17 protein-coding genes are annotated in these 16,433 nt (G+C 63.0%); 7 read left to right on the top strand and 10 right to left on the bottom strand.

Translation table 11 applies throughout. The annotated features are described in order from the left end of the window. The 7 genes from H9532_RS13955 to H9532_RS13985 form a co-directional block, all read left to right on the top strand. The coding region (locus H9532_RS13955) for a hypothetical protein (protein WP_296369596.1) at nucleotides 1-198 on the top strand (198 nt) is incomplete at its 5' end. Between the two features lie 27 nt (nucleotides 199-225). After that, the gene (locus H9532_RS13960; RefSeq protein ID WP_296369598.1) at nucleotides 226-444 is read left to right on the top strand and encodes a hypothetical protein; all 219 of its coding nucleotides are present in this window, start codon (nucleotides 226-228) and stop codon (nucleotides 442-444) included. A gap of 32 nt (nucleotides 445-476) precedes the next feature. Further along, nucleotides 477-692 carry a hypothetical protein gene (locus tag H9532_RS13965; RefSeq protein WP_296369600.1) on the top strand — a complete coding sequence of 72 codons (216 nt, stop codon included), beginning with the start codon at nucleotides 477-479 and terminating at the stop codon, nucleotides 690-692. 58 nt (nucleotides 693-750) lie between these two features. Then, nucleotides 751-966 carry a hypothetical protein gene (locus H9532_RS13970; protein WP_296369602.1) on the top strand — a complete coding sequence of 72 codons (216 nt, stop codon included), beginning with the start codon at nucleotides 751-753 and terminating at the stop codon, nucleotides 964-966. Between the two features lie 75 nt (nucleotides 967-1,041). Beyond that, nucleotides 1,042-1,317, top strand: coding sequence for a hypothetical protein (locus tag H9532_RS13975; RefSeq protein WP_296369604.1), 276 nt, complete (start codon nucleotides 1,042-1,044; stop codon nucleotides 1,315-1,317). A gap of 100 nt (nucleotides 1,318-1,417) precedes the next feature. Beyond that, nucleotides 1,418-3,562 (top strand): peptidase domain-containing ABC transporter, encoded by a 2,145-nt coding sequence (locus H9532_RS13980; protein WP_296369877.1) that lies wholly within the window; start codon nucleotides 1,418-1,420, stop codon nucleotides 3,560-3,562. 200 nt (nucleotides 3,563-3,762) lie between these two features. Continuing rightward, the gene (locus tag H9532_RS13985) at nucleotides 3,763-4,821 is read left to right on the top strand and encodes an HlyD family efflux transporter periplasmic adaptor subunit (RefSeq protein WP_296369605.1); all 1,059 of its coding nucleotides are present in this window, start codon (nucleotides 3,763-3,765) and stop codon (nucleotides 4,819-4,821) included. A gap of 82 nt (nucleotides 4,822-4,903) precedes the next feature. On the opposite strand, the gene H9532_RS13990 is transcribed toward H9532_RS13985, so the two are convergent. From H9532_RS13990 to H9532_RS14035, 10 genes are all read right to left on the bottom strand, one after another. Next, a complete protein-coding gene (locus tag H9532_RS13990; RefSeq protein ID WP_296369606.1) occupies nucleotides 4,904-5,617 on the bottom strand; it encodes a hypothetical protein in 714 nt (237 codons plus the stop codon). A gap of 69 nt (nucleotides 5,618-5,686) precedes the next feature. Beyond that, nucleotides 5,687-6,718, bottom strand: a complete 1,032-nt coding sequence (gene hypE, locus H9532_RS13995) for a hydrogenase expression/formation protein HypE (RefSeq protein WP_296369609.1) — start codon at nucleotides 6,716-6,718, stop codon at nucleotides 5,687-5,689. Nucleotides 6,719-6,721: 3 nt separating this feature from the next. Further along, nucleotides 6,722-7,786: a hydrogenase formation protein HypD gene (gene hypD, locus H9532_RS14000; RefSeq protein ID WP_296369611.1), complete on the bottom strand. Its 1,065-nt coding sequence runs from the start codon at nucleotides 7,784-7,786 to the stop codon at nucleotides 6,722-6,724. Beyond that, the gene (locus H9532_RS14005; protein ID WP_296369614.1) at nucleotides 7,783-8,808 is read right to left on the bottom strand and encodes a dihydroorotate dehydrogenase-like protein; all 1,026 of its coding nucleotides are present in this window, start codon (nucleotides 8,806-8,808) and stop codon (nucleotides 7,783-7,785) included. The genes hypD and H9532_RS14005 overlap by 4 nt, the downstream gene beginning before the upstream one ends. Then, on the bottom strand, nucleotides 8,805-12,386 hold the full coding sequence (gene nifJ, locus H9532_RS14010) for a pyruvate:ferredoxin (flavodoxin) oxidoreductase (protein ID WP_296369616.1): 3,582 nt from the start codon (nucleotides 12,384-12,386) through the stop codon (nucleotides 8,805-8,807). The genes H9532_RS14005 and nifJ overlap by 4 nt, the downstream gene beginning before the upstream one ends. Further along, nucleotides 12,383-12,574 (bottom strand): HypC/HybG/HupF family hydrogenase formation chaperone, encoded by a 192-nt coding sequence (locus H9532_RS14015; RefSeq protein ID WP_296369618.1) that lies wholly within the window; start codon nucleotides 12,572-12,574, stop codon nucleotides 12,383-12,385. Before H9532_RS14015 ends, nifJ begins: the two co-directional genes overlap by 4 nt. Continuing rightward, nucleotides 12,552-14,954, bottom strand: a complete 2,403-nt coding sequence (gene hypF, locus H9532_RS14020) for a carbamoyltransferase HypF (protein ID WP_296369620.1) — start codon at nucleotides 14,952-14,954, stop codon at nucleotides 12,552-12,554. Before hypF ends, H9532_RS14015 begins: the two co-directional genes overlap by 23 nt. Then, nucleotides 14,938-15,630: a hydrogenase nickel incorporation protein HypB gene (gene hypB, locus H9532_RS14025; protein WP_296369622.1), complete on the bottom strand. Its 693-nt coding sequence runs from the start codon at nucleotides 15,628-15,630 to the stop codon at nucleotides 14,938-14,940. Before hypB ends, hypF begins: the two co-directional genes overlap by 17 nt. Further along, a complete protein-coding gene (locus H9532_RS14030; RefSeq protein WP_296369625.1) occupies nucleotides 15,631-15,972 on the bottom strand; it encodes a hydrogenase maturation nickel metallochaperone HypA in 342 nt (113 codons plus the stop codon). It abuts the gene before it with no gap. Beyond that, nucleotides 15,965-16,432 carry a hydrogenase maturation protease gene (locus H9532_RS14035; protein ID WP_296369626.1) on the bottom strand — a complete coding sequence of 156 codons (468 nt, stop codon included), beginning with the start codon at nucleotides 16,430-16,432 and terminating at the stop codon, nucleotides 15,965-15,967. The genes H9532_RS14030 and H9532_RS14035 overlap by 8 nt, the downstream gene beginning before the upstream one ends. Nucleotide 16,433: the final 1 nt, after the last annotated feature.

The raw sequence follows: 16,433 nt of genomic DNA on the forward strand, positions 1-16,433 counted from the left end.
GCGATCCCAGGACCATTGTCCCGCGAATGGCCCTGGTTTTCCAGAGTCTCCTTAGCCGCTGTCGTCCGTGTTGAGATCAGAGATGCATGGATGCTGTATCGGGTTTGGTGTTTCTACCGAAGCGCTCCTGCTGCATTCCTGCTGGTTTGGTACGTTTTCATTTTTCTGAGCGGCTATGACCTAGCTGGCATCACTTGATGCTTGTTCCTTCTCTAAAAGCTCTCCATGGCTTATCTCGTGAATCTTGAGGATCGTGATTCTCAGCTCGTTAATGGCGGCTGGGGTTCGTGGTTTAGCTTTTCCAGCGCCAACTTCAAGAGGGTGACTACCAAAGTAGGTCAAACCAATGCGGCCAATAATCTTGGCCTTGGTGTTCTGAACGGTGCTGGTATTGCTACCAGTGAGCAGATGAATATCTCAGAGATCGCAACATTCGTTCTCTGATCCAAATATCTCATCCAAACTCCTTCTGAACAATGGCACATCTTTCCATTCTCGCTGACGACAAGGCTCAGGTTATTGCTGGTGGTTGGGGTTTTTCCCGCATCCGTTTCGCCAAGGCCAGCGGTGTCTATACAGCCCTTGGTCAGGACAGTACCGTGAATAACTTGGGCCTGGGCTTGTTGGGTGGCTTCGGTGGCGCCCAAAGTCTCCAGGGCAATGGCTCCAGTATTGCCACGGTCCTCGGCTGATCTTCCAGTACTAGGGCCTGATTCTCGGGCCCTTTTTCTTCACCCATGAGAGGTTCTGATGTACTTATTCTGCGATGCTGAATCTCAGCTGGTTACTGGTGGATTCCGTATCAATGTAAGCCCGACGATCGCCATTTCCACTGCGGTTGTGACTGGTTTGCAGGGTAATAGCGGCACCAGTCTAGGTATCGGTGTTCTTGGTGACGGTGCTTCGGGATTGGCTCAGATCACTGGGCTGAATCTTTCGACCTACCTTGCCAATTTCTCCTTCTAATTCTCGCTCACAGCCTGAGCTTGTGGCTCAGGCTTTTTGCTGACATTGACTTCTTTCTCTTTTCATCTTCGAATCATGCAATTTCTTGACGAGAAACAGGCTGAGTGTATTAGCGGGGGCAGATTCTCTTCAATGGCTGGTCGAGGTAGGGCCCCAGTCGCATTTCTGCTTCGCGGTTTTCTTGGTTTACGTGCTGGCGGTGGACTGGCTCAGTCTGGACTGACTTCGATTGGCTCTACAGCGATTGATACCACAGTGAATCAGGTGAATCTTGCCTTCAACATCGTGCTCAATGGTGGCTCCATTGTGAATAACCAGTTGAACGGTCTTGATCTTTCTGTGAGTGCCTGAGCGATTGATGGCCATGACCAACTGGCTGGATGCTGTTGCTCGCCTGCGATGGTTAAGACAGCTCCCTGGCTTCAACGAACGGACGCCAAGCGACCCCTGCGTGCATCAGTTCGATGAGGAGGACTGTGGTGCTGCCTGTTTGGCGACGGTGTGCCAGAGCCATGGCGAGCGGCTACCGCTTGCGCTCATACGGCATCGCGTGGGGACGTCATCACAGGGCACGACACTGCTCGGTCTGAAGCGTGGTGCTGAAAGTCTTGGCTTTCATGCCCGTGCTGCAAAGGCGGATGCCGCTCTTCTCGAGGATTTGGCTTCCTTGCCGATGCCGATCATTTGCCATTGGCAGGGCTGTCATTGGGTGGTGCTCCACGGCTGGCGTGGAAACCAGCTCTTGGTGGCTGATCCAGCGGTGGGTTTGAGGCTGCTTTCACGGGACGCGTTTCTGGGTTCCTGGAGCAATGGAGTACTTCTTGCCCTTGAGCCTGATCCCACTCGCTTCCCCGCCGTGGATGGCGCCAGTGAGGGTTGGCAAGCTGGAAAAGGATTGGGAGCGTTTTTACCTTATGTATTGCCTTTCAAAAAGCTGTTACTTAAGGCGTTGATCATCAACCTGGCGATAGGTGTGCTGGCTCTGGGGATGCCTTTACTCATGCAGATCCTGACGGATGATGTGTTGGTGCGCGGTGATGGAGAAATGCTTCGCACCCTTGCTATCGGCATTCTGATGCTGTTTTTATTGCGGGCTTTGCTAAGTCTCTTGCAGGGTCTGCTGGTAGGTCATTTCGGTCAGAAGCTTCAGTTGCAGATGGTGCTGCATTACGGTCAGCACCTATTGCGTTTGCCTCTCACCTACTTTGAGAGCCGCCGCAGCGGAGAGGTTGTAAGTCGCCTCGACGACATCCAGAAACTCAATCAGCTGATTGCCAATCTTGCACTTGGTTTGCCAGGCCAATTCTGTATTGCTCTGATTTCACTGGGTTTGATGGCTCAATATAGCGGTCCACTCACCCTGGCAGCTCTACTTGGTTATGCCTTGGTGATTGGAGCTCAACTGGCTGTGCTGCCGGCATTGCACAGACGCACCCAGGGGCTGCTTGTGCAGTCGGCTGAAAACCAGGGTTTTTTAGTGGAGCTTTTCCGCGGCCAGGCTTTGCTTAAAACCACCCAGGCCAGTCCTCAGGCCTGGCAGGAGTTTCAACGTAATGAGGGCCGGTTGGCGCGCTTTGCCTGGAATGTTGGCCTGCTTGATCTCAAGGCAAGCACGGTTACCAGCTTCCTTGGAAATGTCACCAGTGTGGTCCTGCTCTGGTACGGCAGTTCGTTTGTGCTCAGCCAACAGCTGAGCATCGGTCAGCTGTTGGCCTTCAACGGCATGGGAGCCAATGTCTTGGCCTTCCTCGCTGCCATCGGTGGACTGAGTCAGGAACTGATCACGTCTCGGGTGGTGATGGCTCGCTTAGACGATGCGCTTCAGCATCCCGACGAGGAGAGTGTTGTCCGTGGCCGCCAGCAGGCGCTCATCCCCGCTGATGGGGACATTGTCTGCAATGACATTTCCTTTCATCACCCTGGTCGCTGCGCCTTGCTTGATCATCTCGAACTACGTATCCCTGGTGGCAGCACAACAGCCCTGATCGGGGAATCGGGCTGTGGCAAGAGCACCCTAAGCAAGCTCATTGCCGGTCTGTATCCACTCCAGCAAGGCACGGTGCATTACGGACCATTCAGCTCCCGCGACCTCAGCCTGGATTGTTTGCGGCGACAAGTCGTGCTGTTGCCGCAGGACGACACATTCCTGAACCGCTCGATCTTTGAGAATTTCGTGTTTGCCTACCCCGAGCTCAGTTATGAGCGGGTTGTGGAGTTGTGTCGCCTCACCCTCGCCGATGAGTTCATCCGTGATTTGCCAGACGGCTACGGCACGGTTCTCGGAGAGTTTGGAGCCAACCTCTCCGGAGGCCAACGCCAGCGTCTAGCGCTTGCCCGCGGCCTGGCGAGTGATCCTCCGGTGTTACTGCTGGATGAATCCACATCTGCCCTCGACCCAGTTCTCGAAGCCCGTGTGATGGATCGCTTGTTGGCTCATCGACTGGGGCGTACCACCATCCTCGTGAGCCATCGGCCTTCGGTGATCCTTCGCGCTGACTGGATCGTGTTTATGGAGAAGGGGGCGGTCCGCCAGCAGAGCCATCCCCATGACCTTCGCGACCACATCCAGGTTGCGCCCTACCTACAAGCCGCCTGATGGAAAGCCCTTCTTCCGATCTGCCGGTGGCTTCAACCGGCGAAGCTCTGTCTCAACACCGTCAGCCTGTGTTGCCGCCAACACTGCAGCCAGTCAGTTGCGACGACTTTCTTCCAGAGCCGGGTCCCTGGGCGTCGGCTTTGGGACGACAACTCTTGCTCCTACTCAGTGTTGGGGCCCTTGCGTTGGCGATCTGGCCCATGCGCGAAACCGTGACAGCTCCAGGCGTTGTGCGTCCGACTGGTGAGAACACCTTGGTGCAGAGCGAGCAGGGCGGAACGGTGCAACGCGTCTTGCTTCGCCAGAACCAATCAGTGCGTGCCGGTCAGTTGTTGGCAGTGTTTGATCGTCGGCCTTTGCAGGCTGAGCGGCGTCAACTGGAAGTGGAGTTGTCGGCTTTGCAGGCTCAGGCCCAGCAGGCCCGCAACGAACAGGCATCTCTTGACACCCAGGCATCCGCGTTGGAGCGGTTGAGCACATCACTAACAGAGTCGTCACTCCGTGGCGTGGAGCAGGCCAAGGCAGCACTGGCCTTTGATCGCAACGAACTACGTCGCTATCGCTCTTTGCAGTCGAGCGGGGCTGTGCCCCGGAGCCTGGTTGAAGAAAAGCAGGCTCGTCAGCTGGTGAGCCAGTCGGAGGTCCTCAAGGCGCTGCAAGGCGTGACGGAACAGCGGGCTCGTGGCTTGAGCGAGCTTGCGCGCTTGCGCCAGAGCTCCTCTCAAGCGCGTTCATCTGCCGACGAGTTGAGGAAGCAAGTGGCCCAGCGACGTGCCAGGTTGCAGCAGGTTGATCGTGCTCTCGAACTTGCCACTGTGCGGGCTCCCATCAGTGGTTCTGTGCTCAGCACCAACCTCCGGCATCCCGGACAGGTCATGCAGCCTGGCGAGTTGGTGGCTGTGCTGGCGCCAGACAAGAGTCAATACGAATTGAAGCTGCAGGTACCTGCCGAGAGAATCAGCCAGCTTCGTCCCGCTCAGAAAGCGACCTTAAAGGTGAGTGCATGTCCAACGGCGGAATTCGGTGTGTTGCCAGCCCGTGTCACCAGCGTGTCAGCTGACATCATTCCCCAGCCGGGAGAGCCCAGTGGCACAACTGCGGCGGTTTACGAGGCAGTCCTGCATCCCCTGCAAACCAGTCTGAGGGGCCGTCAGGGGAGCTGCACGTTGCGCCCAGGAATGAAGCTCACTGGAGATATTGTTACCCGCCGCACCACCGTTCTGATGTTCTTGCTGAACAAGTTGAGACTGGGAACTTAGTGCTATCAGCGTGCATGATGAAGGGGACCCCTGTTGGATTCATTTCTTTGGCGTTGTGAGTTGTTGTCGTGGTTTGCCTGCCTTATGGCTTTTGTCGCTGTGGGGTATTCCCAAAGTGTTCTTTGGCAATTGCCAGAAGCTCGGCATCGCTGCAGGCTGTGTCGTCCACGATGGCAAGCTCCACTCGCTTTTCTGCGGCGTGATGGTGCTGCCTGAGATGTTTCTTGAGTAACTGGCGAAGATCGCTCTCGCCATGCCCGTGACCTATCAGCAACACGCGATCGGCTTGAAGAACTGCTTGGCTTAATTGATTGAGATAATCGTGATCCGCCGGTGCTCTCTGTCCGGCAACATCTCGATCATGGCGATGAGTCAGACGCTGATGGTTGCTCCACAGGCCATGCGGTTGCAGCGTTGATAGTTGCACCTCATCGCCATCCAGCCACCACAGGCGTGCGCCACGGTGGTCGAGGTGAACCACCAGCCGTTTGGCTTGTTCGCCCCGAGGCTGAGGCGCATCCGCAATCGGGTGCTCGGGGGTGATTCCTTCTTCCTTTAAAAACCGTCTTAGGCGCAACACCCCGTCGTCGTCGAGGAGTGGATGGTGTTTGCCTGATGCGGCATGCAGCACAACTGTTCGGCCGCTCGGTGCTTGCAGGTTGATGCGGTGATCGTCTCGATGTTCTGTGCGTATGCCAAGATGAATCAGCAGCGCTTCCACATCGTCCATGCGCAGATCATGCTGTAGCGGATGGGCAAATAGTGCGTTCAGTATGCGTTGATCCTGCTGTTTCATTGCTGAGCTGGGAGAGCTATTGTGAACCTATGGATGCTCAAGAAGCATGGCGATACTTTGCAGCTTGCTTCAACAGATCCGCGGCAGCTGCTCTCCCCTCTGCAGGTCCAGGGGTCTCCGAGCACCTAGGTTGTTACGCAGAACTACTGAATGATCATGGGTGAGGCGTTTTCTTTGGATGTCTCGTTGTTGTACAACACCGATTCGCCTTGCATGCGGGTTGTGCTTCTGTAGGATTTTAAGAGCGCACTCAGAATCTTTCTCCGGGCAGATCACAATCATTCGCCCCTCGTTGGCCATGCTGAGGGGGTCTAGCCCCAGCAGGTTGCAGGCGCCGTTCACGCTCGGGTGCAGTGGAATCGCGGCTTCTTCCAGTTCGATCTGACAACAGGCAGCCCGGGCAATTTCATCGCTGGCACTGGCCAATCCGCCCCGGGTGAGGTCACGCAAGCAGTGCACTTCCACCTCCGAGCTGATCAGCTCCTGCACTGTGGTGTGGAGCGGCGCCAGGTCGCTCTCCAGCGACGAGCGAAAACCCAGCTCTTCCCGTGCGGCCAAGATCGCCACACCATGGCGGCCCAGGTCGCCACTCACAAGTACAGCATCACTCGCCCGCACAGCACTGGGGTGAATCCGCAATGGATGCTCCACCACACCAATGGCGCTGGTGTTGATGAAGATGCCGTCGCCTTTGCCTCGCTCCACCACCTTGGTGTCGCCAGTGATCACCGCTACACCGCAAGCATCTGCAGCTGCGCGTATTGAGTGAACCACCCGCTTGAGCAGGCTCATGGCCAGCCCTTCCTCCAGGATCAGCCCAAGGCTGAGGGCGACTGGTCGGGCACCCGTCATCGCCAGATCGTTGACGCTGCCGAACACGGCCAGCCGGCCAATGTCGCCCCCGGGAAACACCAAGGGCTGCACCACAAACGAGTCGGTGGTGAACGCGAGTGTTTGCCCCGGACTGTTCAGCAGGGCGGCATCGTGCAGCACGCCATCTGCTGGCGCGAACGCCGGCAGTAGCAGCCCCTCGATCAGTTGTTGGCTGAGCCGGCCGCCTCCGCCGTGAGCCAGGAGCACCGTTTCATGGGAAGGGGCCATGGCTCAGCGCTGGTAGCGGTAGTAGGCGGCGCAAGCTCCCTCGCTCGACACCATTGGAGCGCCGAGGGGATGGTCTGGTGTGCAGCGGTTGCCGAAGCTGGAGCAGGCGCTGGGGCGCAAGAGGCCTTGTAGAACTAAGCCGCTGGGGCAGCTGGCCTGCTCAGATGCTTGCTGCGCTGGGCCCTGGTGATCGTGGGGGCTCATGGCTAGCTGGCCAAACGCTGGCCTCAGGCCGTAGCCGCCCTGGTTGATCTCTCCAAGACCGCGCCAGATGGTGTTGATCGGTTCAAACACGTGCTTGAGCAGCGCTTGCGCTTCTCGGTTGCCCGCTTTGCTGACGGCTCTGTCGAAGGCGTTGTCCACCCTTGCCTCACTCCGCTCCAATTGGCTGATGCAGCGCAGGATCCCCCGCAGCAGCTCCTCGGAGCTGAAGCCTGTGACCACCACCGGCCTGCGATGGCGCTGCACCAGATCCTCCAGTTCGCTATCGCCCATCACCGTGCACACGTGGCCGGCGGCCAGAACCCCCTGCACCGCACAGCTCGGATCGCTTAGCAGCTGATCCAGCACTGGCACCACCCGCACATGAGCCACCAGCAGCTTCAGATTGCCCACCGCCTCGGCCAGAGCCTGCTGAGCTAGAAGCGCCGTGGCCGGAGCTGTGGTTTCAAACCCCACGGCGAAGAACACCACCTGCCGCTGCAGCTGGCTGCGTGCCAGCTCCAGCACATCGAGCGGGGAATAGATCACGCGCACGTCGGCTCCCTGGGCCCGCAGGCTGAGAAGATTGCGACCGTCGCTACCCGGCACTCGCAGCATGTCGCCGTAGGAGCAAAGGATCACCTCCGGCCGTTCGGCCAGCGCTAGGGCCTGGTCGATTCGCTCTGTGGCGGTTACGCACACCGGACAACCGGGCCCGTGAACCAGCGTGATTTCGGGCGGCAGCAACTGATCAATGCCATGGCGCAGCAGGGCATGGGTTTGGCCGCCGCACACCTCCATCAAGGTCCAGGGCCGCGTGGTGTGGCAGTGGATCTGCTCCAGCAGTTGCCTTGCCTCGGCGCTCATCGCTCACTCCAGTCCACGGCTAGGGCACCACTACTGCTGAGGGCCCGCAGATATTGAGCTCGCTCGAACGCTTCGGGGCTGGGGTTGCGTTGCTGGCTGAGGCTGCCGCGAAGGCTGGCAAGGCTTTCGATGTGGTTGTCGTCGAGCCATTGCTGCATCTCCTCGCGCATGCGCTGCAGCGCTCCAGGGCCGTGACGCAGCAGCGCACTCACCACCTGGCAGATCTGCGCGCCCACCATCAGCATCCGCAGCACGTCGCGCCCGTTCTCGTTGCCGGTGCTGGCCGCCAGTTCTACGGCCACCCGGCCATGCAGCAGGCCGATCCAGCGCAGGGGTAGCCGTTGCTCGCTGCCATGGCTCAGCTCCAGGTGCGCCTCGGTGCTGATGGTGTCGATATCGATCTCCGGTTGCAGAACACGGTTAAACAGCACCGCGCCGCGGGCTCCCGCAACTGCCAATGCGCGGATCATGGCTGCCAGGCCTGTGTACCAGGGGCTGAGCTTCACCGCCACTGGCACCGAGAGGGCATTGCACACCTGCCGCACGATCTCCAGCTGCTCGGCCTCTAGTTCTGCGCTGGTGCAGCTGGTGCTGCTGGGCACGCTGTAGAGGTTGAGCTCGATCGCCGATGCACCTGCTTGCTGCAGGGCCTGGGCTGCCTCGCTCCAATGGCCGCTGTGGGTGCCATTGAGGCTGGCGATCACGGGGATGGAGAGGGCCTCCCGCGCACGCCGGATCTCTTCGAGGTAGCCCTCGAGACCCAGGTGCTGGGGATCAACGGCCGGCAGGTAGCTCAGCGCTTCGGGATGGCTCTCACTACAGAGGTGTTGGTGGTGGATCCACTCTTGCCAGTCGCGCTCGATCTGCTCCAGAAAGAGGGAGCGCAACACCACCGCTCCGGCTCCTTCCTGCTCCAGCTGCTCCAGCCGGTGGAGATCACTGCTTAGGGGGGCTGCGGCCCCCACCACGATCGGGGAGGCAAGCTCAAGGCCCAGGTAGTTGGTGGTGAGGGGGATGCTCATGGCTCTGGGGCCGAGAGTCGCTGGTAGAGCCGCCAGCGCTGTTGCAGGTCGCGCTGGGCTTCATCGCTGAGGGCACGTGCCTGCTCGGGATGGCTGTAGCGCAGCATCCGGAAGCGGTTCTCGCTGCTCATCGCCTCCGCCAGCGGCAGACTCGGGCTGCGGGAATCAAGGCTCAGGGCTGGCAGCCCCTGGGCTTTGCGTCGAGGGTCGTGGCGGTAGAGCAACCAGCGGCCGGCATCCACCGCTTGCTTTTGCTGCGCCATGCCTTTGGCCATGTCGATGCCGTGGGCGATGCAGTGGGAGTAAGTCAGGATCAGCGAGGGGCCGGGGTAAGACTCCGCTTCCAGGAAGGCTCTGAGGGTGTGCTCGTCGCGGGCGCCCATGGCGACGCTGGCCACGTAGACGTGGCCGTAGGTCATCGCCATCAGACCCAGATCTTTTTTGCCCGTGGCCTTGCCGCTGCTCGCGAACTTGGCCACAGCGCCTTTGGGGGTGGCCTTCGACATCTGTCCGCCGGTGTTGGAGTACACCTCGGTGTCGAGCACCAGCACGTTCACGTCGTGTTGGCTGGCGAAGAAGTGATCGAGCCCGCCGAAGCCGATGTCGTAGGCCCAGCCGTCGCCGCCCACGATCCAGACGCTGCGCTTAACCAGATCGTCGGCCATTTCAAGCAGTTCGCGGGCTGGGCTGCCATCGCCAGTGCCCTCAATCTCAAGCCGTTGCCGCAGTTCCTTCACCCGCTGGCGCTGCTCGTGGATGCCTGCTTCATCGCTCTGGTCGGCGTTGAGCAGGCCCTCCACCAGGGCCTGGGGCAGATCGGCCGCGTGCTGTCGCAGCAGCTGTTTGGCGCGGCGATGGCGCTGATCGAAGGCCACGCGAAAGCCAAGGCCGAATTCGGCGTTGTCTTCAAACAGGGAATTGCTCCAGGCCGGGCCCCGCCCTTCGCTGTTGGTGGCCCAGGGGGTGGTGGGCAGGTTCCCGCCGTAGATCGATGAGCAGCCGGTGGCGTTGGCGATCACCATGCGGTCGCCGAACAGCTGGCTGGCGAGTTTGAGGTAGGGCGTTTCGCCGCAGCCGGCGCAGGCGCCGGGGAATTCGAACAGCGGCCGCTGCAGTTGCTGATGGTTGATGTGGCGCAGGTTGAGGCTGCTGCGCTCCACCTCCGGGAGCTGAAGGAAGTAGCTCCAGTGCTCGCGGCTCTGCTGGCGCAGGGGCCGCTGCGGAGCCATGTTGAGCGCCTTGCGCCGCGGCTCGCTGCGATCGCGCGCCGGGCAAACCTCCACACACAGGTTGCAACCCGTGCAGTCTTCGGCGGAAACCTGGATCGTGAAGCGCTGGTTGCCCCAATGGGCGTCGCGAGCCGGGGCGCTGCGGAAGGCCTCGGGTGCATCGGCCAGCGCTTCTGGCGCGGCCACCTTGGCGCGGATGACGGCATGGGGGCACACCATCAGGCATTTGCCGCATTGCACGCAGAGATCGGGCTCCCACACCGGCACCTGCTCGGCGATGTTGCGTTTCTCCCATTGGCTGGTGGCCGTGGCGAAGCTGCCATCGCAAGGCAGGGCGCTCACGGGCAGTTGATCGCCGCAGCGCTGCAGCTGCGGCAGGAGCAGCCTCTGCAAGTCCACCGGGGCGGCCGCCAGGGCTGGCGGGATCGGGAGTTCGGCCAGGGGCTGGATCGTTTCGACCTGGGCGCTTTGCTGCTCAGAGGGCACCACCAGCTCTTGGAGGCCGCTCCGGGCCGCCTCGATCGCAGCCAGGTTGGCGGCCACCACCTGCTCACCTTTTCGGCAATAGCTCCGTTGGATCGCCGTGCGCATGGCGCTCAGCGCCTGCTCCAGTGGCATCAGCTCGGCCACGGCGAAGAACGCCACCTGCATCACCGTGTTGATGCGTCCGCCCAGGCCGTGCTCCCGGGCGATCGCGGCGGCATTCACCACAGTCACCCGCAGCTCTTTGCGGCGGATCCATTGCTGCACCCGCAATGGCAGCTGCGGCCAGACCTGTTCGGCGGGCCAGGGGGCGTTGAGCAGCAGCTTGCCCCCTTGGGCCGCTAGATCCACCAGATCGAATTGCTCCAGGAAATCCCAGTGGTGGCAGGCCAGCAACTGCGCCTGCTCGATCAGGTGGCTGGCGTGGATTGGCCGCGGGCAGAACCGCAGGTGCGACACCGTGATCGAACCTGCCTTCTTCGAGTCGTACACGAAGTAGCCCTGGCCGTGCAGGCCGGTGGCATCACCCACGATCTTGAGGGTGTTCTTATTGGCGCCCACGGTGCCGTCGGAACCCAGGCCCAAGAACACCGCCCGCAGCGTGTCTGGTGCTTCGATCGCGAAGGCCGGATCCACCGGCAACGACAGCTGGGTGACGTCGTCGACGATGCCCACCGTGAAATGCCGGCGGGGTTGCGCTGCGGAGAGGTTGTCGAACACCGCTTTCACCATCGCCGGGTTGAACTCCTTGGAGGCGATGCCATAGCGGCCGCCCACCACCAGCGGCATCTGGCTTCCAGGCCAGTGCTCGTTCAGGGCAGCCAGCACATCGAGGTAGAGGGGCTCGCCTGGGCTGCCGGGGTCCTTGCAGCGATCGAGCACGGCAATGCGGCGGGTGCTGGCGGGCAACGACGCCACCAGTGCTGCGCTAGCGAGAGGGCGGAACAGGCGCACCTTCAGCACGCCCACCGCTTCGCCTGCCGCGATCAGGGCATCGGCCGTGGCGCAGGCGGTTTCACAGCCGCTGCCCATCAGCACAATCACCCGTTCGGCCGAGGGGTGGCCGTGGTAATCGAAGAGGCGGTAGTGCCGGCCGGTGAGTGCAGCGAAGCGATCCATGGCCGCCTGCACGTGCTGGGGCATGGCGTTCTGGAACGGGTTCACCGCCTCGTGAGCCTGAAAGCACAGGTCGGGGTTCTGGCTGCTGCCGCGCAGCTGCGGGTGATCCGGGGAGAGCCCGCGTTTGCGGTGCTGGGCCACCAGTGCATCGGGCACCAGCTCGCGCAGCACCGCATCGCTGATCAGCTCCACCCGCTGAATCTCGTGGGAGGTGCGGAACCCATCGAAGCCATGCAGCAGCGGCAGCCGCCCCGCCAGGCTCGCGGCGGTAGCGATGGTGGCGAAGTCGCCGCATTCCTGCACCGAGGCCGACAGCAACAGTCCCCAGCCTGTGCCGCGGGTGGCCATCAGATCGCTGTGGTCGCCAAAGATCGATAGGGCCGATGTGGCCAGGGTGCGCGCCGCCACGTGGATCACGGCCGCCGTGAGCTCGCCGGCGATCTTGTAAAGGTTGGGCAGCATCAGCAGCAACCCCTGCGATGCCGTGAACGTGGTGGTGAGTGCTCCGGCCTGCAGGGCGCCGTGCACCATTCCCGCGGCACCGCCCTCGCTCTGCATCTCCACTACCTGCGGCACCTGGCCCCAGAGATTGGGGCGCCCCTCACTCGCCCAGGCATCAGCCCATTCGCCCATGGGTGAGGCGGGGGTGATCGGGTAGATCGCCATCACCTCATTGAGGCGATAGGCCACCCGCGCTGCCGCTTCATTGCCATCCAGCCAGGCCCAGTCGCCATGGGCATCGCTCATGGCTCCGGCTCCAGCACCGTGAGCGCCACGCCCACATGCACCAGCAGCTGATCGCCGATCTGAGCCTCCGGCACGCAGGCCAGGCTCACCTGGCGTAGCACACCCCCGAAGCACACATCCCCCATCCGCCAGAGCGGATCGGCGTGCTCGCTGATGCTCACCAATTCACCGGCGACGGCCAGGCACATGGCTTTCGGCCCTGGGGGCTACCCGGTTTATAGACACGCTTTCGGCTGCCAGCAGCTGACCGATCGGCAGGGCGGCGTCGTTGCAGGGGAGCTGCTGCGGCCAGAGAGCCCGGCAGCCCTGCTGGTTGAGGGCGTTGATGCTGAGCTCGAGCAGGAGGGCGTTCTGGAAGCAGCCCCCGGCCAACAGCAGTTCCTGGCAACCTTCCGCCCGGGCGAGTGCGGCGATCGCCTGGGCCAAAGCCTGATGAAACGCCAGAGCAAGCCGCGGCGCTGGTGTGTCCCTGGCCAGGGCTTCCAGCAGCTGCGTCAGCAGCGGCTGCCAGTTCCACTGCCAGGGGCCATGGGCATCCCTGCGCTGCAATGGCAGATCCAGTGGGCAGGCCTCATCGCGATCGCTTGGCCGTTCGAAGGCCTCCAGGGCAAGCGCCTCAAGCGCCATGGCGGCTTGGGCTTCGTAGCTGCAGCACTGCGCCAGCCCGAGCAGTGCTGCAACCGCATCAAACAGGCGGCCGATACTCGAGCTGCGCGGTGCATTGAGGCCGCGCCACACGCTCTGCTCCAGCACCTGCAGGTCGTCGTCGCTGAAGGCTGTGCGCCAGCTGAGGTTGGGCAGAGACGCCAGCCGATCTCGCCAGCCGGGCCCGTAGGCCTCCAGCAACAGTCCGAGTGCGGCCCGGCGCGGTTCCCGTTGGGCGCGCTCACCCCCCGGCAGCGGCCAGGGGCGCAGATGGGCGATGCGCCGGTAGCCATCGTGGTTGATCGCCAGGGCTTCCCCGCCCCAGAGGGTGCCATCGTCTCCCTGGCCGGCGCCATCCCAGGCCACACCAACTGCCTGGCCCTCAATTCGGTGCTCAGCCATCACCGCCAGCAGGTGGGCGTGGTGGTGCTGCACGGCATGCAGCGGTCGTTGATGGCGTGCGGCCAGTTCAGCGGCCCAGGCGCTGGCGCTGTAGCCCGGGTGCTGGTCGCAGGCGAGGTGGCGCACGCTCAGGCCATGGCGCTGCAGCCACGTGCGGCAGGTGTGCTGGTGATGGGCGGCGCCCATCACGCTGCTCAGATCCCCCAGATCCGGGCTGAGCAGCAGGTGGCTCTCGGTTTGTAGCGCTAAGGCTCCCTTGATCTGGGCGCCCAGCCCCAGTGCGCCGGCGTTGTGACTGGGATGCGGCAGTGCCACAGGGGCCAGGCCGCGCCCCAAGCGCAGTGTGAGGGCCCCTCCGGCGGCCCAGCGCTGCACGCTGTCGTCGATGCGGTTCACCACCGGCAGGGTGTGGCTGAGCACGTGATCGGCCAGCTCCCGCAGGGTTGCAGCATCGGCATCTGCGTTGGCGCAGAGCGGTTCGCCGGAGCGGTTGGCACTGGTGGCCACCACCACCCCGCCGCAGGCCTCCAGCAGCAGCTGTTGCAGGCCGGAGCTGGCGCGCATCACCCCCAGCCAGGGGCTTCTGCCGGCCACCTCCGCCGCGATGCCGGCTTGCCGATCTGGTGGGCGGCGCAGCAGCAGGATCGGAGCGGTGGGCCCATGGCAGAGCTCCCGTTCGCCGGCATGGCTGCAGCAATGGCTCTCCATCCAGTCGCTGCTGGCCAGTAGTGCCAGGGGTTTGTGGGGGCGCCCCTTGCGCTGGCGCAGCCGCTGCAGTGCCTCGGCGTTGGCTGGATCCACCAGCAGCTGGAAGCCACCCACCCCCTGCAGGGCCACGATGGCCCCCTCGGCTAGGGCGGTGGCCGCCGCCTGGATCCCAGCTGTATTGGTGATCGCCTGGCCATCCCAGCGCAGCTGCGGCCCGCAGGCAGGGCAGCTGATGGTTTGGGCGTGAAAGCGCCGATCGGCTGGATCGCTGAACTCGCTCCCGCACTGCTCGCAGAGCGGAAAATGGCGGAAGCTGGTGTGCTCCCGTTCAAACGGCAGCTGCTCCACCACGCTGTAGCGCGGCCCGCAATCGGCGCAGCTGATGAACGGGTAGCCGTGGCGGCGGTTGGTTGGATCCCGGAGCTCCTCCAGGCAGCGGGGGCAGATCGCTAGATCGGGGCTCACGGGTGTTGTGCCGTTTCCACCGGCCAGCGGCTCCAGGATTCGTACTCCCGCAGGCCGCCTGGCTGCATCGCTCTGGCCGGCTTGCACCGGCTGCCAGCGGCAGATTTCGTGATCGATGCGAGCCCGGTCCGGTGGATTGGCCAGCAGGCTGTGGCGGAACGCCTCCAAAGCCGGCCGAGCACCCTCAAGATCCAGCTGCACGCCGCGGCTGCTGTTCGCCACCGTGCCGCGCAGGCCATGCAGCAGCGCCAGCCTCACCACATGGGGGCGAAAGCCCACCCCCTGCACCAGGCCCTGCAGTTCCAGGCTCAGGTGCTGTTCAGGAGCGGCATCAGGCGGCCTTGCCATCCAACCAACGGATCAGTGCATTCAGCCCCTCGCCGGTGCGGGCAGAGAGCTCAAATAACGTCGCCTGAGGCGCGATTGCGCTGAGGTTGGCGATGGCTGTGCGGCGATCGAAGCCCACGGCCTCCGCTAGATCGCGCTTGTTGATCACCACGGCATCGGCGCTCTTGAACAGAGCGGGGTATTTGAGCGGCTTGTCTTCGCCTTCCGTCACCGATAACATTGCTATCCGCCGCTGCTCCCCCAGATCGAAAGCGGCTGGGCACACCAGGTTGCCCACGTTTTCGATCACGAGCAGATCCATGCCGATGCAATCGAGCTGGCCGAAGGCCTGATCCACCAGGGCCGCATCGAGGTGGCAGAGATCACCCGTGAGGATCTGCACCGCTCTGGCTCCAGCCAGCTGCAGGCGCTGGGCGTCGTTGTCGGTGGCCAGATCACCCACGATCACGCCGATCGGTGGGCGGGGCCAGTGGCGCGCCAGCTGCTCGAGCAAGGCGGTTTTTCCGGAACCCGGTGCCGACAGCAGATTGACGGTGCGCAGGCCGTGGCGGCGGAAGTGGTCGCGGTTGTGGGCGGCCTGCCTGTCGTTGCGGCTGAGCAGCGGTTGGTGCAGCTCCAGCCGCCGATGCGGCAACGGCGCCGCCTGGTGGGCATCGCAGCCGCATTGCCCGCACATCTACGACACCTCCAAGGCCACGAGCTCCAGCTCCCTGCCCTGAAGCACCTGCCGGCTGATGGCACCGCACTGGGGGCAGGCGTGAATCACATCGAGCGGGCTGAAGGCCTGTGCACAGTGTGGGCAGAAACAGCGGGTTGGCACCACATCGAGCTGCAGCTCCGTTGTTTGCCAAGGAGCCGTTGCCGCCAGTACGGCGAAGGCCTGGCGCAGGGCATCGGGATTAACCCCGCCCAGCTCCCCCACCCGCAGCTCCATCCGATGGATTTGCCTCGCTCCCTGCTCCCGGGCGGCGGCGGCGGCCAGGGCACAGAGCTCCTGCAGCAGTGCCAGCTCATGCATGGCGCGCTCCCCAGGCCAGCACTAAAGGCAGGGCGTTGCTGCAGGCGGCAGCAGTGCGCGCTGAAAGCTGATCACCCACGTGCCACTGCTCACCGGGGATCAGCAGTTGCCAGGCCGGAGGGCAAGGCCCATACAGCGCAGCGCTCAGGGCAAGCAAACGCGGTGGCGTGAGCGCATGGCCCCCGGGGTCGCCACTGGCTAAGGCCTCCAGGGGCTGCAGTTGCGCTGCGCTGGGGGATTGAGCTGGTGCGTGATCGGCCTCGCTCATCTGTGCATCCACAAACAGCACGGCGCGGGCCTGGCTGATGCACTCCGCCAGCTCAGGGGTGAGCTGATCGCAGAGCACCACGTGCATCCCCGTGGGTTGGGCCTTGATGGCTTCGGCCACGTGGATGCCGGCGCCGTCATCGCTGCGCAGGCGGTTGCCGATGCCGATCACCAGGGCCTGGCTGCGCTTCATC

Source organism: Vulcanococcus sp. Clear-D1 (assembly GCF_014654725.1).
Taxonomy (GTDB): Bacteria; Cyanobacteriota; Cyanobacteriia; order PCC-6307; family Cyanobiaceae; genus Vulcanococcus.